Source organism: Erythrobacter sp. (assembly GCF_024305245.1).
In the GTDB taxonomy this organism is placed as follows: Bacteria; Pseudomonadota; Alphaproteobacteria; order Sphingomonadales; family Sphingomonadaceae; genus Erythrobacter.
The window spans coordinates 1-21144 of sequence record NZ_JAMWYX010000017.1 but is presented as its reverse complement, the minus strand read 5'-3'; the positions used below and the strand labels follow the sequence as shown (position 1 = coordinate 21144).

At 60.5% G+C, this 21144-nt stretch carries 13 protein-coding genes and 2 pseudogenes; 10 read left to right on the top strand and 5 right to left on the bottom strand.

The features are described from left to right. The first annotated feature begins 165 nt into the window (after positions 1-165). Positions 166-2139, top strand: coding sequence for an EAL domain-containing protein (locus tag Q0L48_RS16190; protein WP_296722688.1), 1974 nt, complete (start codon positions 166-168; stop codon positions 2137-2139). A gap of 402 nt (positions 2140-2541) precedes the next feature. Here Q0L48_RS16190 and Q0L48_RS16185 read toward each other — a convergent pair whose 3' ends face one another. Continuing rightward, entirely contained in the window at positions 2542-3138 is a 597-nt protein-coding gene (locus tag Q0L48_RS16185) for a PilZ domain-containing protein (RefSeq protein WP_296722686.1), read from the bottom strand. Between the two features lie 828 nt (positions 3139-3966). Here Q0L48_RS16185 and Q0L48_RS16180 point away from each other — a divergent pair. Then, positions 3967-4200 (top strand): annotated as a pseudogene (locus tag Q0L48_RS16180) (Hsp70 family protein); the annotation flags it as partial. A gap of 146 nt (positions 4201-4346) precedes the next feature. Here Q0L48_RS16180 and Q0L48_RS16175 read toward each other — a convergent pair. Then, positions 4347-4685, bottom strand: a complete 339-nt coding sequence (locus Q0L48_RS16175; protein WP_296722684.1) for a hypothetical protein — start codon at positions 4683-4685, stop codon at positions 4347-4349. Positions 4686-4917: 232 nt separating this feature from the next. Between Q0L48_RS16175 and Q0L48_RS16170 the strand changes: the two genes are divergently transcribed. The 7 genes and pseudogenes from Q0L48_RS16170 to Q0L48_RS16140 all read left to right on the top strand — a co-directional run. Next, positions 4918-6969: a GMC family oxidoreductase N-terminal domain-containing protein gene (locus Q0L48_RS16170; RefSeq protein WP_296722682.1), complete on the top strand. Its 2052-nt coding sequence runs from the start codon at positions 4918-4920 to the stop codon at positions 6967-6969. Positions 6970-7710: 741 nt separating this feature from the next. Further along, positions 7711-8349, top strand: a complete 639-nt coding sequence (locus Q0L48_RS16165) for a methylamine utilization protein (protein ID WP_296722681.1) — start codon at positions 7711-7713, stop codon at positions 8347-8349. Next, positions 8346-10682, top strand: a complete 2337-nt coding sequence (locus Q0L48_RS16160) for an EAL domain-containing protein (protein WP_296722679.1) — start codon at positions 8346-8348, stop codon at positions 10680-10682. The genes Q0L48_RS16165 and Q0L48_RS16160 overlap by 4 nt, the downstream gene beginning before the upstream one ends. 358 nt (positions 10683-11040) lie before the next feature. Further along, complete coding sequence (locus Q0L48_RS16155) at positions 11041-12363, top strand: hypothetical protein (RefSeq protein ID WP_296722678.1); 1323 nt, start codon at positions 11041-11043, stop codon at positions 12361-12363. Positions 12364-12789: 426 nt separating this feature from the next. Continuing rightward, positions 12790-13305: a PilZ domain-containing protein gene (locus tag Q0L48_RS16150; protein ID WP_296722676.1), complete on the top strand. Its 516-nt coding sequence runs from the start codon at positions 12790-12792 to the stop codon at positions 13303-13305. Between the two features lie 528 nt (positions 13306-13833). Continuing rightward, positions 13834-15987 carry an EAL domain-containing protein gene (locus Q0L48_RS16145; protein ID WP_296722674.1) on the top strand — a complete coding sequence of 718 codons (2154 nt, stop codon included), beginning with the start codon at positions 13834-13836 and terminating at the stop codon, positions 15985-15987. Between the two features lie 414 nt (positions 15988-16401). Then, positions 16402-16650: pseudogene (locus tag Q0L48_RS16140) on the top strand (P-type conjugative transfer ATPase TrbB); the annotation flags it as partial. Between the two features lie 149 nt (positions 16651-16799). On the opposite strand, the gene Q0L48_RS16135 reads toward Q0L48_RS16140, so the two are convergent. Further along, positions 16800-18011 carry a site-specific integrase gene (locus Q0L48_RS16135; protein ID WP_296722673.1) on the bottom strand — a complete coding sequence of 404 codons (1212 nt, stop codon included), beginning with the start codon at positions 18009-18011 and terminating at the stop codon, positions 16800-16802. A 139-nt stretch (positions 18012-18150) separates the two neighbouring features. Further along, positions 18151-18852, bottom strand: coding sequence for a tRNA (guanosine(46)-N7)-methyltransferase TrmB (trmB, locus tag Q0L48_RS16130; RefSeq protein ID WP_296722671.1), 702 nt, complete (start codon positions 18850-18852; stop codon positions 18151-18153). 88 nt (positions 18853-18940) lie between these two features. Here trmB and Q0L48_RS16125 point away from each other — a divergent pair, with 88 nt between their 5' ends. Beyond that, the gene (locus Q0L48_RS16125; RefSeq protein ID WP_296722670.1) at positions 18941-20179 is read left to right on the top strand and encodes a mechanosensitive ion channel family protein; all 1239 of its coding nucleotides are present in this window, start codon (positions 18941-18943) and stop codon (positions 20177-20179) included. A 183-nt stretch (positions 20180-20362) separates the two neighbouring features. On the opposite strand, the gene ctrA is transcribed toward Q0L48_RS16125, so the two are convergent. Further along, entirely contained in the window at positions 20363-21058 is a 696-nt protein-coding gene (ctrA, locus tag Q0L48_RS16120; RefSeq protein WP_296722668.1) for a response regulator transcription factor CtrA, read from the bottom strand. Positions 21059-21144 lie beyond the last annotated feature (86 nt).

Sequence of the window (21144 nt, the reverse complement as noted above, 5' to 3'; positions counted from 1 at the left end):
CCGAACACCGGTGGCGGCGGCGCCGACAGCTTCGCATGGTTTGAGGGCCGGACCGCTCGCTACAGCGTCAAGATCTCCTGATATTTTAAACGTCTGCTAACCCACGCGCTGTAACGCAAGTGGGTGGCCATCCATCGTACACGAGCTGGACTCCAAACCAACAGATTGCATGACGCCTCCGCGACCGACGTGGAGCGTGCACGGCGGCTCATGTCTTACTCAGAGGAGTTCGAGGACCGGTGGTTCTGGGAAACCGATTCTGATGGACGCCTTACCTATCTGACAAAGGCGGTCGCTGATCAGATCGAAATGTTCGGCACCAGCACGCTGGGAGAGCCGGTCGAGAAAATCTTCCAGATCGACCGGACAGACGCCCAGCATTTGCGATCACTCAAGTTTCATATCGTTTCACGCACCTCATTCACCGAGTATCCAGTCCGGGGCGCGAAAGGATTGCATGAAAGCTGGTGGTCGATGTCGGGAAGGCCCTGGTTTGGCGCTGACGGCGAATTTGCCGGATTCGTGGGATCGGGAACCGACCTCACGAAGATACGAAAGCATGAAGCGACCATCAGGCGTCTTGCGATTACGGACAGTCTTACAGGACTGGCAAATCGTCAGCGGATGCAGGACAATCTCAATGCGTTGCTTAAATCGGAGCCGCATCATGTAACCCATTGCGCGTTGATGATGCTCGACCTGGACGGCTTCAAAGGCGTCAATGACACGCTTGGCCATCCAGTGGGTGATTTGCTCCTGAAACAGGTCGCGCAAAGACTATTGTCAATCGTCGACGATACCGGAATGGTTGGCCGTCTGGGCGGCGATGAATTCCAGGTCTTGATCCCCGGGCGACGCACGCGGACCCGCCTGTCAGAGCTGGCCCACCAGATTATCGAGGGCATTTCATCCCCCTACGTCATCGACGGGTTGTCGGTTACAATCAGTTGCTCGATCGGAATTTCGGTATCCGACACTCCGGATGCCCCCGACATTCTGGTGCGGAATGCCGACCTTGCACTCTATGCGGCCAAGGCAGGTGGGCGAGCTACCTTTGTCTTCTTCGAGGAGGAAATGCTCATCAAAGCAAGATGGCGCAGAAACATCGAGGATGACTTGAGGGAGGCGTTGAACAAAGGGCAGTTGAAGCTCCTGTTCCAGCCGATTGTCGCGACGCAATCCGAAGTGCTGACGGGCTTTGAGGCGCTTCTTCGGTGGGAGCATCCGGTTGAGGGATATATCTCGCCAACCAAATTCATACCGATTGCCGAAGACAGCGGACTGATCCAGAAGATCGGCGATTGGGTCATCAGAGATGCCGTCAGGGTCATCGCATCGCTGCCCGATGATTTGCGCGTCGCCGTGAACGTCTCTCCCATCCAGTTTGCCAACCCGGCGCTTCTGTCGACGCTCGCGAGTGCAATTGCCCAAAGCCAGATCGACCCTTCCCGGCTTGAACTTGAGATTACCGAAAGTGTTTTTCTCGACAGCGAGGGTTCTGCACAACGAACCTTCAAGGCGCTCAAAGCGCTGGGCGTGCGGCTTGCCCTCGACGATTTCGGCACCGGCTATTCCAGCTTGTACTACCTGCAGCACGCGCCCTTCGATAAGATCAAGATCGACCAGAGTTTCATCAGAGATGCGGTTGATCCCCGAAGCAGGAACTCGGCCATCATCGAGTCCATCGTAGCTTTGTCGAGAGCGCTGGATATGGAGACGACCGCCGAGGGGGTCGAGCATCAGGACGAAATCGAGCTGATCCGCCAGCTTGGGTGCAGCCATATTCAGGGACATGTCTATGGTCCGGCAATGGACATCTCCGATCTTATTCCTGAATTGGAGGCCGGCGTGCGAAGGATGCGGGCAATCGGTCCCAAGCGGAGCCGTCGCCCAAGGACCAAGCTCATTCGAAGCGCGTTGATGCGGCTGAATGAAGGTGAGGTACCGGTGGTTATCAAGAACGTTTCCGAAGCGGGCGCGATGATCGAGCACGTGTGCTTTTCGCCGCAGATGGTCGGGGTGTCACTCCAGCTCGCCGTGCTCGGCGATGAACTCTCCCATGCCACAATCCGCTGGGTCGGGGAGGGGCGCGCTGGACTCGAATTCTTCGAGCCCATCTCTCTGGATGCGATTATATAGCGGCGTCCGGTGCAGTCCTGCGGCGCCAGACCTTGCCGAAGGTGCCGCTGATTAGACAGCCCATTGCGACCAAGGACCCAGGCGCCGATCCGCTCGGTCAAGAACGCGATCCTCATTGACGGTCCGCACCTGGCCGACATGGGTTCGGCTGACCGATTGAACGCCTGCCGCAGCGCGCTCAGGCTTCCTCAAAAGGCGCTTGAACGCGTTCACTGCGGCGGTGCCTCGGTCAATGCCGCTTCGGCCTTTCGGTAGGCTGCTACGAAAGCATTGTCGAGCGAGCCTGTGCGTCACTTGCTCGATAACCTTTGAGGAACTTGCCGATAGTCATATTGCCTGCGCCCAAGCCGAGCGGCAGCCAAACAATACTCCAGGTGATCTTCTGGGAGGAAAGGCGTACTTTCAGAAGAGAAGGATGCTTCCAAACCCTATCAGCAAGCCGATAGCGACAGACATGGCGATTATTGCGGCGGCTTGCCATTTGCCGCTTCGGTCAATTCGAGCTCTTTGCGGCAGAAAACCTACGGGAGCCTGCGCGCCGCCGATCAACGGTTTGTCGGGACGATTACCACGTGTGCCCAGCACGTCCGCCAGGCGCAGGCTTTTGGGGCGATTCACAGCCGTGCCGATAACCCAATTCTGAGCGGCAAGCATCGCTTCCATTTCCGCGAGAGCCTCCGGGTCAACGACCTCCCCGCGAAGGCTCAGGACGACTGATTTCGGCAACTTCTCCTCGAACTGAATGCCGGCAAGACTGCCGCGCACCCATTTCACCGTTCCGAAGATATTCAGTTTCCTCACGTAGAGCCAAACCGCCTCATCAGCCGCAGGTTTTTGCTCAGCCTCTATCCGGGCTCCGCCAAGAGACAAATCGCGAACCCAACACGGCGTGCGGCCACGCGGGGACTCCAGATAGCCACGCAGGGCAACGTCCGCCCTGCCATAGTTCCGAAGGCAGGGCGCGCTTGTGGTCGATACGGTTGGTTCCAAACTAACCATCCAAACATTATCTGCGTTTATCGTTAAGTCTTGATAACCATCTCTTCCGTATTTTTGCCCTTTTCGACGCGCCCTTGTTCTTGATCGCTATTTCATGGATCGATTGGTCTTGTCTGGTCACGACAAGCCGTTCTTCGCGAAAGTACCCATCTCCGGTCAGGAGCTCGGACGTTGCTCGATCCCGCACGCGGAGTGACGGCTTCTGGAAGATCCAGGCGATCAATGCGGCGATTGTTAACGCCCGCGTCTGGTCGGCAGCTGACGCCCCGCATTCAGATATGAACTGGCAGCTAACCTGCATCGAGTCCCCAAAACTTGCCTGTCGGGAACGGCCCATTTGCTGCCTGCGCGAAATGCGCCCCTGCCTAGTCGCTTCAATCATCAATCATGAGGCGCCCATGCCGAGCGACTTTGGGGAATTCATCCGCGATCTTCTCGCAACGGTTCCGAATATCGCCTCCGAATCCGATGGTTCCCCAAGTCCGGCGCGAAAAGCATCGATGGCTGCACAAGAAGCGCGAATGTCAGCCACACACAATATCACGGCGTGAGCGAGAACCGCGTATGTGGATTGCGTCCCGCTCAAGACGCGCGTTAATTTGCGGGTGGTCTGCCAGGGTGCGGACCTCTCTGGCCGCAGCCGTGATCGACCGGCTCCGGGTCGAGAGCCTTTTGATGCTGCCTGCCTGATGGGACGGCTGCTTTACGCCTCTAGCCGCCTGAAATCCGCCGTTCAGCGATCGGCCCGGTTGCCGAATGTCCGAAGCCAACCGGGCTACCTTGCGAAAATGTGCCCTCAAGCCGTACGTTCAAAGCATGTGAGCCGCCTTGCGGCGCATCGAAGCAGCAATGGATGCTGCTCTGGCGAAAGCCGAACTGGCGCCTACCGCGATCGATCGCGTTTTCCTCACCGGCGGCTCGTCACTCATCCCGTCTATCCGCGCTCTGTTTGAACGGCGCTTCAGGCCTGAGCAAATCGCTACCGGCGGGGAGCTTACGTCCATTGCTCATGGTCTTGCGCTGATTGGTAACGATGCCAATCCTGCCGAATGGAGCGTGTGACGGTTTCGCGCGCCTTTGATCTGTCCCATCTTGCTCCAAGATCCGCTTTCTAACGTGCACGCCGGAAGCAGACAGTCTGCATATGGCCCACGCGCCGCCAACGTGAGCGAACGTCAAACGGCATCAGCGCCGAAAAGCCAATCTGGTCAGCGAGGCTTCTTCGCGATGGTGGCGGTAAAATCCGGGTCTTTGTTGGCCACCCAGTCGACGAATTTGCGAACGGCCGGGTAGGCCAGCAAGCTTTCGACGTCCGTCCCATCGCGCTGAAGTTCGGAATTGGTGAAGTTGGCGATCAGCGTCTGCTGGCAAATCGAGTGCATCGGCACAACATCGCGCCCGCCCCGGCTCTTGGGCACCGGGTGGTGCCACACAATGGTCTTGCCGATCGGCCGACGACACAGCCAGCACGGCGCCACCGACGCTGCAGTCTCCTCCTTTTCCGGGAGTTCGCGATACGCATCTCGTTTGGAATGTTTGCGGGCCATGTGTCTGCCTGACTGCCTGAATTTGCACCGCCCGACTGTTAGCCGGAACGATCAGCTTTACCACACCTGCGTGTCCGTTCAGTTCAGATCCAGCGCTCCTTGGAACGAAACGATCCGGCGAACCGCCGAGCGCTGCGGCGCTTCCTCTGTCCGCTTTGGTACGATCGGCGCGACCATACAATCACCGGAACCGATCTCGGGTTAGCGAAAGCGATCAGGGGGAATTCGCAAGATGCAGGACAAGCCATTCAATCCGTTTATCGCTGCGATCTGGCGCAGGCTGGCGGAGACCATGTTTGTTGAGCCCAGTCACATGGCGATCAGTCCCCGTCAGGTGGTTGATAACCTCCAACGCATGTTCGCCAATATCAAGGGAAGTACTCCTGGCAGTACCGGTCTTTCAGTGCTCGCAACCTGGGTCGTGCTGGGTGGGCCGATATGGCATTTCTCCCCGCGCAGCTTTCGCATCTGGCGGATTGAACGGCGGCTCAAGAACAGTCGGATCGATCTCTTCCAGGACATGGCCCGAATTCGCGGCATCGTTTATGTTGGTTATTATGGCCACTGGCTGGATGCAGACGAGGCCGATGCCGGCAACGCTTCCGAGGAGGACGCCAACCGCACCAACCCGGTACTGAACGCGATTGGCTTTACGCTGCCACGTCACCGCAATCGCGCGGGTACGCCGGATGACCCGTTGATCGAGGAATATCACGGCAATGATCTCCCGGAGTCGGTGTTCCTCGGCGAAGATGCGATCCCCGACAGTGTCGAGGTTATCGTCATCGGCTCAGGCGCGGGCGGCGCAGTGGCTGCGTCGAACCTGGCGGATCAGGGCTATGAGGTGCTGGTGGTCGAGGCGGGCCCCTATCTGCCGACCAGCCTGTTGACGCCCAATGAGGCGAAGATGTCATCCAGCCTCTACAAGGATGGCGCGATCCAGACGACCCGCAACCGCGACATCATCGTTTTTCAAGGGCGCACGGTGGGTGGATCCACCGTCATCAATAACGGCATCTGCCTGCGGCTCGAGCGCGAAGGCGAAACCCATCCCGACGCCAATAATGTGCTGGCAACCTGGCAGGCGCTGGGTGCTGGCATTGAGCCCGATGTGCTCGAGGCATCCTATCTCCGGGTCGAGGCGCGGCTGGGCGTGCACGAAATTGATCAGCGGCTGGGGCGCAACAACGGCACGCGGTTGCTGGATGGCTGGGATGCCTACCGTGCCAACTCGAGCGACCCGATGGACCACCGCGCAATTGCCGGCTGGTTCCGGAAGAACTGGGGCGCGAAGGCTGAAAACAACCGCTGCATCTCCTGCGGCTATTGCAACACCGGCTGCCCTTACGGCCGCAAGCGCGCGATGCCGGAAAGCTTTCTGCATCACGCCACGCTGGCCGCATCGCGCAAGGCGCGGATTTTGGCCGAGGCGGATGTTTCGCACATCGGCTGGGGGGCAAATGCTCCCGATGGCAGGCGCGTGGCGAGCTCGGTGCAGGTGGTGCTGTCCGATGGCCGGGCCAAGACGATCCGCGTCACCAAGGGCGTGGTGGTTGCCGCAGGCACCATCGCATCCAGCAACATCCTTTCGGCCAGCGGAATCGGCGAAACCGGCAAGGGCATTTCACTCAACATTGCCTGCCCTGTCCCGGCGCTGATGCCCGATCCGGTACTGGCATGGGACGAGGATCAAATGGCGACCTTCATCGATCGCGGCGATTTTCTGATCGAAAGCCATTTTCAGCCGCCGATGAGCATGGCCTCACTGGTGCCTGGCTGGTTTGACGAGCATTTCCGCCGAATGCTCAACTATAACCGGCTGGCGTCAGCAGGCGTCCTGTTTCCCGCTGACCGGCTGGGCGAGATCAAGCGCGGCAAGCTGGGATTTGACCTGAAGGCGGGCGATCTTGCGGTGCTGCGCCGTGCGTTGGCGCTGCTGACGAAGGTTCATTTTGCCGGCGGCGCGTTGGAAGTCTATCCGGCACTGTTGCATGGCGAGACACTGAGCGCCGGGATGAGCAATGCCGATATCGACAATTTCTATCGGGACAACATCAGCGAGCCCGATGATGTTGTCCTGTCTTCAAGCCACCCGCAGGGCGGCAATGCGATCAACGCCGACCCACTCAGGGGTGTGGTCGATCTGGACCAACGGGTTCATGGTACCACCAATGTGCTGGTCACTGATGCCAGCGTGATGCCCAGCTGCATCCGCGTCAACGCGCAATTGACCACCATGGCCATGGCCGACCGGGTTACCTTCGGTCGGCGCGTGTTTGGCTAGGGGGGCTCTGTTAGAACCCCTAGTGGACTGTGGCGGATCGGCTTCCGGCCGCCAGCACCGCGCCGATGCGCAAAAGAACCATTCAGCTCTAATCCCAGCTGATGGCAAGCTGACCCATGACAAGCAGCGCGAGGTATCAAACGTGACCCGGACACTGCACCAGGTGAATTGCCCGGAATGGGGAACCGTCAGGGACTTAAAGTCCGCAGTGCGCTCTGATTTTCGGTCAATAGAGCTCGCCGGATCGTCGCCCGAAAGCAGACAAGGTTGACAATCAGACTCAATGACCGGGTCTGGGACATTTCAGACAATCCGAGCGGCGTCATTGAACCTCCGGCTACGACAAAAATGCAATTCGTGCGTATGCCTGCGTCCAAGCGAATAATTCGCGTCGAACCGGGTCCAGAAAGCCCGCTTGTGCACTGCGGTCGCCGGGAAGGCTCTGCACCCTTCGGCACGCCGACCCGCCAAAACGCCTAAGTGGTTGTTGGGGCGAGCCGCCGTTTTTCGCGTTCGAGATGGAGGACGACGGGAAGGCGTATCGCGATCATTCTTGCCATGATTGCTCCGCTGATCGGTTCGGTGATCACGAAGCTTATCAGGCGCGCAAGGTTGATCAACAGGACGAGCGCAGGAAACATCGGGTGCCCTCGCGCATGGTAGGGTCGCTCCATTTCGGGGCGGCGGATAAACCACGCAGCGAGAGATTCTTAATCTGTCCTCCCTAAGTGCCGACCAACCATGCTGCGCCGCTTCCCCTTCCAGATATCGCTCTCTTTGATCGCCGCCTGCCTCGTTGTTTTCAGCGGCGCAGTGTTGGCCGCGCAAACCGCAAGCAGCGCAAGCCTGCGGGTTCAGGTGGTGGATGCGAGCGGCTTGCCCGTGCGCGATGCGGTGATCGAACTTCATGGCGCGCGCCGGGCCAGCAGCGCGATCCGCTTTCCGTGGAAGATGGGGATGGCGCAGAAAAGACTGAAATTCGCTCCCGGCACCCTGGTCGTGGCAAAAGGCAGCACGGTCGCCTTCCCCAACCTCGATCAGGTGCGCCATTCGATCTACAGCTTCTCCAAGCCTGCTCGGTTTGAAATCGACCTGTATGGCCGAGACCAGACCCGAACGCAGAGCTTCCCGAAAATTGGCAGCGTAAAACTTGGCTGCAATATCCACGACGACATGCGCGGCTATATCCGTGTCACGGACACACCTTTTGCCGGTAAAACGGACCACAATGGCTACATTACCCTGGCAGGAATGCCCGCTGGCCGCGGGCGCCTGACGGTCTGGCATCCGCAATTGCGTGCGCCTGCCAATGAAGTGACGTCTGCCTTTGACGTGACTGGCGGCGCACAGGTTCATAAACTCAAAGTGGCTCTGCGATGATCGGAAAGATCAGGCTTTCCGCACCGGTCCGGCGCATGCTCGCGATACTGGCCAGGCTCCGGTTTGGCTCACTGCGCACACGCATCGCGGTGCTGTATGCTTCTCTTTTTGCAGTTGTCCTCGCCACGGTCGTCTCCTTGGCCGGCGGCGGCCTTGTCCATTTTGTCGAGGCCAGCGCTGCCCGCGATCTGGAGGCCAATGCCCGGGTCTTCGACGAAATTCTCGCGTCGCGCAGCCGCCAAATGAGCGATCAGGCCGATGTCCTGGCGCGTGATTTCGGCTTCCGCGAGGCGGTCGCCACCGGAGACGAGCTGACCATTGCGAGCGCGCTCGCCAGTCTGGAAGCGCGCGTACGAAGCGACACCGCGTTCGTGCTGACCCTCGATGGTGAAGTGCTGGCTGCGGACGGTTCCGGCATTCCTGCGCCTGATGCCTTGTGGCAACGTCTCGACGCGGGCGAGACACGCGGGATCATCGCCCTGGGTGACGGACTGGCGCTTGCCGCAGCCGCTCCGATCAACGCGCCGGATCTGATCGGATGGCTGGTCATAGCGCAACCTCTCGACCGGGCCGAACTCGACAGACTGGTAGAGCTGGCTCCGATTGCGGTCGATGCGCGCGTGGTTGAGGCGACACGGCAACCCGATTGGTTGCGCTCGGCAAAGGCCGGGGCGGTCTTCGAACGCGAGGGATACGAGCGGTTCCTGTTTCATGTATCCGACCTTGCCGTTCTTCAGAACGGCATTCCGCCGCGGCTTGTGCTGCGCCATTCGCTCGACCAGTCGCTCGCTGCCTATTCGGGCCTTGAATGGCTGCTCATCGGCTTGGCGCTGGGCGGGATAGTGCTGGTGCTGGGCCTCAGTTGGAGAGTGGCACGCAGTGTTACCGAACCCTTGCAGCAGCTCGATGAGGCGACCCGGCTGATCGGCGAAGGCCGCGAAGTTGCCTTGGCGATCAGGACCGAAGACGAGATCGGCCGTCTGGCCGCCAGCTTCAACCGGATGGTGGTTGCGATCGAGGAACGCGAGCGGCAGATCATCCATGTCGGGCTGCATGACGGGTTGACGGGCCTGCCCAATCGCAAACTGTTTACCGAACAGCTGACGACCATTTTGGCCCGGCGCCGCGACAACGAAAAAGTCATGATCGCCTATGTTGATCTGGACGATTTCAAGATGGTGAATGACACACTCGGTCACCCGGCGGGAGATGCCTTGCTGCGCCAGCTTGGCGAGGATCTGCGCGCAGACCTGCCCGAAGCGCTGGTTGCCCGTCTTGGCGGTGACGAGTTTGCGATCCTGATTGATGGTATCGAAGAAGGCGACAGTCTCGGCAGCCTCGCTGACCAGTTGCTGCAATGCTTTGACCGCTCGATCGAGGTCGACGGCCAGCACGCCAAGTGCGGCGCAAGCATCGGCATTTCGCTTGCACCAGGCGATGGTAACGACGGCACGACCCTGATGAAAAATGCTGATCTCGCGCTTTACCGGGCCAAAGGCGAAGGCAAATCGACATATCATTTCTTCGAGCCTGCACTCGATGAAGCCGCGCGGCAGCGGCGTCAGCTTGAAATCGATCTGCGTGCTGCAATCAATGAAGGGGGGTTTGAGCTCTACTTCCAGCCGCTTTACTGCGTTGCTGAAAAGCGGCTCACCGGTTTCGAAGCCTTGATCCGCTGGAACCATCCGACCCGCGGTCAGATCAGTCCCATCGAGTTCATCCCGCTTGCGGAGGAAACCGGGCTGATCGTTCCGATCGGCGAATGGGTCATCCGCGAAGCCTGCCGAATCGCGCGAGACTGGCCGACCGATGTGTCGGTGGCGGTGAACATTTCGCCCAAGCAATTTTCCTATGCCGGGCTTGCCAGCACAATCCTGCAAGCGCTCGCATCCACCGGGCTTAGCCCCAAGCAGCTCGAGCTGGAGATCACCGAAAGCATCTTCATCGCCAACATCGAACGGACGCTGGCGACATTGCACAGCTTGCGCAACCTCGGTGTGCGGATCGCACTGGACGATTTCGGCACGGGCTATTCTTCGCTCAGCTATCTGCGATCATTCCCGTTCGACAAGGTCAAGATCGATCGCAGCTTCGTCGAAGACCTTGGCAGCAGCAATGGTCATGCAGTGATCCGCGCGATCACCACGCTGGCCGATGCCCTGGGGATGGAAACGCTTGCCGAGGGCGTTGAGAAAATCGAGCAGTTCGATGTCTTGGAGCGCGAGGGTTGTCGTTACATCCAGGGCTACTTGTTCTCACGACCGGTCGCAGCCCATGCCGTCGCTGACCTGCTCGAAGAGGGTGCGGGATACCAGCAGCAATTATGCGCGTGATGTGAGCCTTCGGCGCCGCTCGCTTGAAGCAAGGCGTCGGCGCTGGATCACATAAATTCATCGCGTTGCGGACACACGTTGGCGCCCCTGCGCAGCCGCGGATCCTGCCCGGCGGCTTCACGGGTTCGATGCTGAAGGACGAACTTCTCGTCACGAGCACAAAACCGTCTGTGCTCCCGGCGGGCCATGCGTTTCGGTGGATCGCCCGAGCCTCTCGGCCATGCCGGAGCCTCAGCATCGGGTCCCGACGCTTTTCTCATTGAAGAAGCGGCTCGGCATTATGCGCCACGAGTTTGAAATCTGCTTCAAGACCCGTCCGGCATTGTGATACAATAGCGGTCGGTCGCGGGAGGTTGACATGCGATGGGCAGGCTTTGGAATGCCACAAAATGGTCGGGCCCGGCTGGGTTTCGCCCTATGCGCGCCGGCGATGTTTGCGGCTGCGACTGCACAGGCGCTTCCGCTGTCGAGTCTCAAGGATCAGGGCGTCGAACATATTTTCGGCAGCTATGCCCCGCGCGGCGACTGCTCGCAGGAGCCACGCGTCCGTATTGATGAAAATGGCATGATGTTTCGTGCCAATGGTCGCAACGTAAAGCCCCCGCGGGTGGAATATGCGCTTACCTTCCTGGGTCAGAGCTACGACGGGATAACGTCTGTGTTCTTCCCCTTCCCGGTGGGCACGAATGACTACGGCCGGGTCATCATGTTCGTAAATGACGACGAGAAACCCGGCATCATCCGATTTGATTCCGATCTGCCGCGCGGCCAGCGCGCGGATCCCTTCCATGCGGCCTTCACGGGTGCGGGTCCTTTCAGCCTCTGTCAGGGAAGCGTGCCTGCCGGCACACCAGCGCCGCCCGAGCCCGCGTCGACCCCTCCCGTGCAAGGGGTCCCGGCTGAATGGAACAATCTGGCAAGTCTCGTCGGAAAATATCCGGGTACCTCCGGCAGGGACAACATAGACATTTTCGAGAGGGGCGCTGTGGCAGCCACCCTCAAGGCCCGGCTCGGACCGAAATTCGCGACATTGCGGACCAATCTGTCGGTCGTTTCGCCCTTGCAGCGCGCCGGGCGCTATTTCTATCTGTCCGGCAATGCCCCTCATCAGGGCGGCGTCGAGCAAGCATATCTCATGATCGATCCCGCACGCAGGGAAGTGGACATAGGGTTATGGGAGCGCGGCAAGCTGACGGTCTATCCGCCGGCCGATGGTGCGCGGCTTCCGGTGGCACCCGACATCAGGAAGATGCTGGACAACAGTCCCCCGGAAACGGCCGTGCCGCTGCCGGGCACCCCGTGGGAGGTCGTGCCGGTGCAGGGCCGCGCTCCGATCGCCTATGTCAGCGCTGCCGCGTCGCCGAACATCGAAGCTCTCAGCCTCTATTGCGAGAGCGGCAAGCCGTTCATGGCAATGTTGCTCAACAAGCCCGCGACAACCGGCACAATGACCATGACGTGGAATTTCTCAGGGCGCCTCGTCAATATTCCTGTCCAGCGCGCCAACCAGGGCGGCACGCAGTGGATTGGCGGATTGGCCGGATCGCAACTCCTGCCGCTGCTGATGCAGCACCGCGGCACCGTGATGCTTCGCATCAATGGCCGTCTGGAAGGAGAAGCGTCGCTCGACAATTCCGCACCTCTGCTGCGAAACACAATGCGGGTGTGTGCACGGCTCTGATGGACCGGCAGCGGGAGGCCAGTGCCGCTTTTGCCGGGTCATTACGGTGCCGCAGCCTTCGATGTCATGACCTCCAGCTTGCCTGCCGAGACAAGCTTCCGAAAGGTGGTGGCTTATCCACCCTTTAGGCAAATTGGGCGCACAGTTTCGAAGACCGGTTTGCCGCAAGAGGCGTTCCATTCGTGTTGTGCGGTCACTACGCGGGCCTCGGTTGCAGGTCCGGGGACCTGATGTGGTAGGCACGGCAAGAAGGCCGTGGAGGACAACATCACAGCTGACGCCGCCAGCAGGCCTGCCGCAGCAGGTGCACGGCAAGGCGGCCCGAGCAAGGTCTGCCGAGGCTTGCCGCGGAACTCCCCTTAGGCGGCTTTCAGCCAGCAGTAAGGGCCGGTGCCTGAATGTACTGGCACCACTGGGGAACGCAAAGTGACGATTCCTGCACTTCTGATCCGCGATGAGCCGCTTGAACGTCGCCGCGAGGAGCGGTGGCGGGTTCGGCTCGGGGCCCGCTGGCTCGACTGCCGGCCGGGGGTCCGGCCGCTGACGGTTCTCGACCTGTCAGCCTCCGGTTTCCTGGTCGAGGCAGACCGGACGCTGCCGATTGGCACATGCATGATCGTGGAACTGCCCGACGAGACCTGCAAGATCTGCAAAATTGTCTGGAGCAGTGGCAACTTTCATGGCGCTGAGTTCTCTGACCCTCTGAGCGCCTCCGAATTGCAGGGCATCATTGATGCAGCTTCCGTTGTCGCGCTTCCCATTGACCTGGGGGAACCGGCCGCGAGCGACATCGGCCTCTCGGCACAACCCGGGAGCTTGCCCGAGCCACTGACCGGCGAAGACGCGAAATTTTCGTTGACGACCAGCGCAAGGATCATCGTCGGCACAGCGGCCATGCTTTGGGCGCTCCTGGCGTTGAGCCTGTGGTTTGCGATTGACTGATACCACCTTTCGAGCGCGGACCCGACCGGGGATCGGGTTCCGAGCATGTTCAAGGGGCGCATTGAAAGGTTCAATTGCAAGCTGCGCAGCGCATGTCCGAGCGCGCGGCGGCTTCGGTCGCTGCACGATGCTGGCGAAATGCTGGAGCAATGCCGTAGATAGGATGAAAAACGGCCGCACAGCGCGATCGGGATATCGCTTTCGATCATGCTGGCAAACTCAGCCGGTGCAGCCAGCCCGCCCGATCCGGGAAAGGCAGAAAAAGCCGGGCCTGCGTGGATGGGCGGCATTGCAGCACGCGGCCGGCTCTGATCCCGGCTCGAAGAAACCTGGGGGCCGCGTCGGAAGGTCACTCGATCCAGCGCTTTGTTGCCCGCTCGCCAGGCGCGCTGGAATTGGCGCCTGCCGCGCGGCGCGCCAGCTCGGCGCTGTCGCCGTGACGGTACCGGCAGTGTGGGGAAGCACGGTGACCGGTTTATCGAATTGTTCACCCGAAAGTTTCAGTTGCGGAGCTGGAGGGACGCGTTTGTGAATACTTGGCCGATACCGGCGGACGAAGCTGAGCGTCTCGCCCAACTTCCGCACTATCGCCTATTTGGATCGCAGCCGGAACCGATCTTCGATGCGGTCGCCGAGGCTGCGGCGCTCTCCTATCGCGTACCGGTTTCGCTCATTTCAGTCGTGGGGGAGCAGGATCAGTGGCTGAAAGCGCGATGGGGCACCGACATGTCCTCAACCCCGCGCGAGCATTCCTTTTGTGCGCACACGATCGCCGCGCGCGAACTGTTTCTTGTCCCCGACGCAACGAAAGATGAGAGGTTCAGCGACAACCCGCTTGTTACTGCAGGACCCGGCATCCGTTTCTACGCCGGACAGCCCATCATCAACGATGCCGGCATAGCGCTGGGGGCCTTGTGCCTGATCGACACCGTACCCCGTCCCGACATTGGACGCGATCAACTTGAATTGCTGGGCCGCCTTGCGCAGCTGATCTCACGAAAGTTCGACGCCCGCAGGGATCTTCGCTTGCAAAGTGCGGTGAGCGGTTTCACCAGATCGAGCGGGGTAGCGATCGTCACCACCGATGAAGCGGGCGCCATTACTTTCTGGAACGCAGCCGCCGAGAAAATGTTCGGACACCGCTTCAGCCAGGTAGAAGGCCGCGACATTGCCCTGATAATCCCTGATCGCTTCAGATCGGATCATCACCATGGGCTGATGCGCATCAGCGCAGGCGGCCAGCCCCGTTTGGCTGGCAAGGCTGTGGAAGTCATTGGCCTCCACCATGATGGTCATGAAATTCCGATCGAGATCGCCTTGTCTGCATGGACCGGGCCGCATGGCTGGGAATTCGGAGCACAGATACAGGACATCTCCGCACGGCATGCCCGCGATGTGAAACTTCGGCACCTGGCCGTGCATGATCCGCTCACCGGCCTGCCCAACCGCAAAGAGTTCAGCGACCGGCTTACAGAAACCCTTGAGACTCACGGGTCGGCTGCCGTGCTGATGCTGGATCTTGATGGCTTCAAAAGCGTGAATGACACACTTGGCCATCTCACCGGCGATGATCTTCTTCGCGTGGTTTCCGTGCGCCTGGCAGCGCAGTTACCCTCTGGTGCCCTGCTGGCGCGCATGGGCGGTGATGAATTCGCGGTCCTGCTCGCCGGTTGTGAAGACCCCATCAAAGCCCGCCGTGCCGGGCAGAAGCTGCTGACCGCGTTTGACCGGGACTATTCCGTCGGTGGTCACGAATTGCGCCTGTCGACAAGCATCGGTTTCGCGCTCGCGCCGCTGCATGCGAGTGATGCAGAAGAATTATTGCTGCGCGCGGACTTGGCGCTCATCGAAGCAAAGCGCCATACAGAAGGCGGGTTAAGAGTGTTCGACCTCGGCCTCGAGAACAAGCTTCTTGCCCAGCGAGCCTTCCGTGACGAGGTCCGGCAGGCAACAATCCATCAGGAATGGCAGTTGCACTACCAACCGCAGCTTCGCCTGGCAGATGATACCCTTGCCGGTGCAGAGGCTCTTCTGAGATGGGTGCATCCCACCAGGGGGCTCATCACGCCCGGCATCTTTCTCGAAACCCTCGAACAGCATGTGGTCGCGGCCGATGTCGGTCGTTGGGTTATCGATGAAGCATGTGCACAACTCATCCGCGCTCGCAGAAGCGGGATTCCGCTTCCCTCGATCAGCGTCAATCTGTTCGCAATCCAGCTCCGGAGTGCAGGGATCGAACGCACGGTTCTCGATGTTCTGGATCATCATGGCCTTGAGCCTTGCGATCTTGAGCTCGAACTGACCGAGACCGTTGTGCTTCGGCAGGACACGCGATCCCTGGCTGAGCTGCGCGCGCTTCGCCGGGCAGGTGTCCGGATTGCCTTCGACGACTTCGGCACTGGATTTGCGTCCTTTTCCACTCTCAAGAGCTTCCCGGTCGACAAGCTCAAAATCGACAAGTCATTCGTCTGTGACATCGCCCGAAGTGCATATAGTCGCGCCATCGTCGGGGGCATCGCCCACCTTGCCCTCGAGCTTGGGTTGGAGCTTGTGGCCGAAGGCGTGGAAACCACTGCCCAGCGAGATACCCTGCTCGAACTGGGCTGTAATATCGGCCAGGGCTACCTCTGGGGATTGCCGGCGCCTCTTCTGGAGTCCGGACTTGTCAGAGCCGCCATGTAACCACGACAATGACGGCAAGGCTGGGCATGGAATACGCGATGGTGCGGTTCTGACCAGATCGTCCGGACCTTGGCCTTCCCCGAGATGTCCCGCTTGTCCATGACGCCTCTCGGCCCGGCCGAGGCAAGTCTCGCGGCGCGCGGATCTGGCGCAGCGTCCCACGGTCAAACCGGTGGCAATGGCGGCCGATGCTCATAGCAATATGTCTTGGCAAGCCGATCTGGCGCTCGACATTTTCCTTGGCTCAGGCACCAGCATGATCGCGGCCGAAACCGCTGCGCTCTGACAAACCTTACCGTTGCATCGCCATACTGCGATCATTGCAAGTCTGTGTTGCTTCGCTGCGCTTTCCTGTCTTCTTGATCGGCCTCGTGAGCGCAGCCGGTGGTCGGGTGCGATAATCCGGGGCAACCGATGAGCGCCATTCCGATCAGGCCTGAATCATCTTCGCGCGGCGCGCGCATGCTGCGGACGGCGCTGGGCCCCGAAGTTGCCCGCTGGCTCGATGAACGTAGTGTCACCGAAGTCATGCTCAGCCCGGACGGGCGGCTCTGGGTCGACCGCTTGGGCTCCGGCCTTGCTGCCACGGACCACCGGATGTGCGCGGCTGACGGCGAGCGCATCATCCGGCTTGTCGCCCATCATGTGGGTTTAGCGGTTCACGGCGCTTCAACGAAGCCTCGATGGGACCGCAGGTGAGCGCCAGGATGCATTGGTCCGATAGCATGAGGCTAGCCTCGGCCATGTCGCCAAGCTGGTAGCCTTCACTTCTCGATAGCAGCCGGTTTATCGACCAACGCTGCTGTGGCCCATCAGCGGTCGTGGGGAACCTGAAGGATGCAAATCAGGTGAGCGTTCCAGGCGTCCAGCGCAGCTCGCTTCTCGTCTTTCCAGTTGTACCGCTGATAGATCCCTGCAACGCCTGCGCGTGACGCCCCGACGTGATTCAGAATTGCTTCGGTCACTTCGAATCGAACGCGCAGCCGCTGGAAATCGGATGCCAGCGTCCGGCGCAGATCGTGAAGACGCCATGGCGGCAAGGCGTCGCCGCGTCGTTCCGCGATGATGCCATCAAGCTTGACCTTGCCCTTGGCGTAACCTCTGAAGCCAGCGCCGCTAGCGGTTGCAAAGATCCGCCCCTTCCTGGGCCATTGTTCACCCCTGGCCTGACGATCAAGCTCGGCCACAGCCAAATCGTTCAGCGGTATTGTATTGGGCTCGCGGTTTTTCGTCCGGGAGCCGGGCAGGGTCCAGATTCGCTCCTTCCGATCAAGCTCCTGCCACTGCATGCCGGAGACCTCTTCGCGGCGCTGTCCGGTGGTAATCAAAAGTCGGACAATCGGTCCAAAACAGCGATGGCATTCCGGCGCCGCATCCCAGACGAAGCGAAGCTCATCGTCCTGGAGCCATCGATCTCTCGGTCTAACCGGAGGTGGTGTTTCCATCCCTTCCATCGGGCTGCGCTCGATGTCTCCGCGAGACACGGCCCACCGGAACATGCGCCGCATGACCGCAAAGACGTTGCGGCGGTTGGCAATTTGTTCCTCCGGCATCTGGTCAATGATGGACACGACATCTGGTCGCGTGATCGAAGGGAGCGGCTTCTTTCGCAAGGCGGGCTTGAGATAAAGACGGATCACGCGTTCCACCATGCGCTTCCAGCCCTCACCCTTGCATGACCTCTCGAAAAGTTCGGCGTAATTCTCAAAAGCAAGATCGACGGCTTCTCGCCGGCGCTGCTTGTTCGCCTCGACCGGGTCGACACCCTGCGCCACGAGCATCAGTAGCCGCTCGGCTTCGGCGCGCGCAGTCGCTGGTGTCCAGGGCGAACCGTGAGGACCAATCGTGTAGCGACGGGTGCCCGATTCGCGCCCGCCCATTCGGAACTGGATGACATAGGAAATGAATCCGCCCGGTGTAATTTTCCCTCCGAAGCCCCTCAGATCGGTGTCCCAGAGAAACGAATTTCCGGTTGTTGGTTGCAACGCATCGATGGAGCGTTTGCTGATTTTTCCTGTCGCCATCCAAAACCTCGTGTCCTTTTCCGGTAATCACCGGGTAATCACCGGGTAATCACGCGAGTGGAAATCGTAGCGAAAGATCGAAAGTGATAGCGCAAGTAAGATACTGATAATCTGGAATTTGATAAATTAAGCCATTGAATCACTTTCGCCGAAAACGGAAGTACCACACCTCGTGCCCGTAAACCGTGCGCGCCTTGTGTTCGTACCGCGTCTCCGGCCAGCCGGACGGGCGCACCTGCCAGTCGGACGGCTTCTCCACCACCCATTCGAACAGGTCGGTGTGGCGCTGCATCACCATCAGCGCGTGGCGCAGGTAGATGTCGTGATCGGTGCCGAAGCGGAATTCGCCGCCGGGTTTGAGCTTCTCCGCGATCAGCTTGATCGGCCCGTCATTCACCATCCGCCGCTTGGCATGGCGCGCCTTGGGCCAGGGATCGGGGTGGAGCAGGTACACCATCGTCAATGATCCATCCGGCAGCCGCGCCAGCACGTCCAGAGCATCGCCGTGATGCAGGCGGATATTGGCGAGCCGTTGTTCTTCGACATGGGTCAGCGCCTGCGCCACGCCGTTGAGGAAGGGTTCGGCGCCGATGAAGCCATGATCGGGCAACAGATCGGCGCGGTAGGCCAGGTGCTCGCCCCCGCCGAAGCCGATTTCGAAATGCAGCGGGCGCGAATCGCCGAACAGCACTTCGGACGTCACCGGGCCTTCGGCGGGCACGGCGATCTGCGGCAGCAGGTTCTCGACCAGCCCCTGCTGCTTTGTGCGCAATTTCTTGCCGACGCTGCGCCCGTAAAGCCGCGCGATGGTGGTCGGATCGCCTTCCTTGAATGCCGTCATGGCCGCAGCCGCTAGGCGCGCCACCGCCTGCTTGTCCAGCCAAACTGTGTCTCTCTCGGGCGCCGCTTGCCTTGCAGTGGCCGGGTGAATGCCGCTATCGGCCCACGGCATGGATGGGTTCGCGCAATTTCTGGCAGGCCAACAACCGTGGCTGCAATCGCTGATCGGGGTGACGCTGCTGGCGCTTGCCGCGCTGGCGGCGAACTATCTACTCAAACATGTGATCCTGCGCGCGGCGGCCCCGTGGCTCGACCGCAAGAGCAAGACGATCGACAAGGCGGTCGGCTGGCTGGTCACCGTGATCCCGCTGCTGATCGTCGCCAACGGCATTTATCTGGTGTCATACCTGCCCGACCGCGTGCGCGAGGTGACGGCAAATATTGCGCAGACGCTCATCGTGCTGTCGATTGCGCTGGCGATCGTCAAGGCACTGACTTACCTCAACGAATTGTACGAACGGCTGCCGCAGTCGCGCAATCGCCCGATCAAGGGCTATTTGCAGGTGGTGAAGATCATCGTGCTGTGCGGCGCGGCGCTGATCGTGATCTCGATCCTGATCGACCAGTCGCCGCTGCTGCTGTTGTCAGGGCTGGGCGCGATCACCGCGGTGCTGCTGCTGGTGTTCAAGGACACGATCCTCAGCCTGGTTGCCAGCGTGCAATTGTCCACCAATGATATGCTGCGGGTGGGCGACTGGATCGACATGCCCAGCATGGATGCCGATGGCGATGTGATCGATATCTCGCTGCACACGGTCAAGGTACAGAACTTCGACAAGACCATCACCACCATCCCGACGCATCTGCTGGTTTCGGATTCCTATCGCAATTGGCGGGGCATGAAGGATGCGGGCGCGCGGCGGATCAAGCGGGCGCTGCCGATCGACCAGAGCACCATCCGGTTCCTGACCGACGACGAGGTGGCCGCGTTGCACCGGTTCCGGCTGCTGCGGCCCTATCTGGCGGAGAAGCGGGCCGAGATCGCGGAATGGAACACGCGCGAGATTCTGGGCGAGGAGAACCCGATCAACCGCCGCCGGCTCACCAATCTCGGCACGTTCCGCGCTTATGCGCTGGCCTATCTGAGCCATCATCCACGGGTGAGCGACGGGTTCACGGTGATGGTGCGCCAGCTCGAACCGAGCGCGCAGGGCCTGCCGATGGAACTCTATTGCTTTGCCGACACCACCGTCTGGGCCGAATACGAGGGCGTGCAGTCGGACATTTTCGACCACATCCTGTCGATCCTGCCCGAATTCCACCTGCGCCTGTTCCAGGAGCCATCGGGCGTGGATTTCGGAAGCCTGACGACGGGCGACCGGATTTAGAACGGGTCAGCGAGCGGGCTGTTGGAAGAACAGGCCGAACGGCCCGCGAGGGCCGCAAGGCCGGAGTCGAAGCCGAAGGCGCAGACGTGCGGAGCACACCTGCAAGGCCGCCCGCAGGTGCCCGGAGCGAAGCGGAGGAACAGCGCCGAGGACGAGGGCGCGGAGGCGCCCTCGCTTCTCAGATTACGCCGCTTCGGCTTCCTCGTTCGGGTCGCGCAGCACGTAGCCGCGGCCCCATACGGTTTCGATGTAGTTTTCACCGCCGCATGCCAGCGAAAGCTTCTTGCGCAGCTTGCAGATGAACACGTCGATGATCTTGAGTTCGGGCTCGTCCATCCCGCCATAGAGGTGGTTGAGGAACATTTCCTTGGTCAGCGTGGTGCCCTTGCGAAGCGAGAGCAGCTCCAGCATGGCATATTCCTTGCCGGTCAGGTGCACGCGCGCGCCATCGACTTCGACCGTTTTGGCATCGAGGTTGACCGCCAGCTTGCCGGTGCGGATGACCGACTGGCTGTGGCCCTTCGAACGGCGCACCACGGCGTGGATGCGGGCGACCAGTTCTTCGCGATGGAACGGCTTGGTCACGTAATCATCGGCGCCGAAGCCGAAGCTGCGGACCTTCGAATCCATTTCGCTGATGCCCGAAAGGATCAGCACCGGGGTCTGCACCTTGGCGACGCGCAGCTTTTTCAGCACGTCATAGCCATGCATGTCGGGCAGGTTCAGATCGAGCAGGATGATGTCGTAATCATACAGTTTGCCCAGATCCAGGCCTTCCTCGCCGAGGTCGGTCGAATAGACATTGAAGCCTTCGGTGGTGAGCATCAGCTCGATTGCCTTGGCGGTGGTCGGTTCGTCTTCGATCAGCAGAACACGCATTGCTGGCCCCTATCTTGCCCCTGGTAACCCCTGCTTAGGAGAGGTTGCCGTTTGTTAACCACGCCACTTCTCACCAAAAAAGGTTA

Bases quoted from the DNA above. Each gene is read 5' to 3' on its own strand.
- Q0L48_RS16135 (WP_296722673.1), bottom strand. From the start codon at position 18,011: ATGGCGACAGGAAAAATCAGCAAACGCTCCATCGATGCGTTGCAACCA.
- ctrA (WP_296722668.1), bottom strand. From the start codon at position 21,058: ATGCGTGTTCTGCTGATCGAAGACGAACCGACCACCGCCAAGGCAATC.
- trmB (WP_296722671.1), bottom strand. From the start codon at position 18,852: ATGACGGCATTCAAGGAAGGCGATCCGACCACCATCGCGCGGCTTTAC.
- Q0L48_RS16125 (WP_296722670.1), top strand. From the start codon at position 18,941: ATGCCGCTATCGGCCCACGGCATGGATGGGTTCGCGCAATTTCTGGCA.
- Q0L48_RS16185 (WP_296722686.1), bottom strand. From the start codon at position 3,138: ATGGTTAGTTTGGAACCAACCGTATCGACCACAAGCGCGCCCTGCCTT.
- Q0L48_RS16175 (WP_296722684.1), bottom strand. From the start codon at position 4,685: ATGGCCCGCAAACATTCCAAACGAGATGCGTATCGCGAACTCCCGGAA.
- Q0L48_RS16165 (WP_296722681.1), top strand. From the start codon at position 7,711: ATGCTGCGCCGCTTCCCCTTCCAGATATCGCTCTCTTTGATCGCCGCC.
- Q0L48_RS16155 (WP_296722678.1), top strand. From the start codon at position 11,041: ATGCGATGGGCAGGCTTTGGAATGCCACAAAATGGTCGGGCCCGGCTG.
- Q0L48_RS16160 (WP_296722679.1), top strand. From the start codon at position 8,346: ATGATCGGAAAGATCAGGCTTTCCGCACCGGTCCGGCGCATGCTCGCG.
- Q0L48_RS16170 (WP_296722682.1), top strand. From the start codon at position 4,918: ATGCAGGACAAGCCATTCAATCCGTTTATCGCTGCGATCTGGCGCAGG.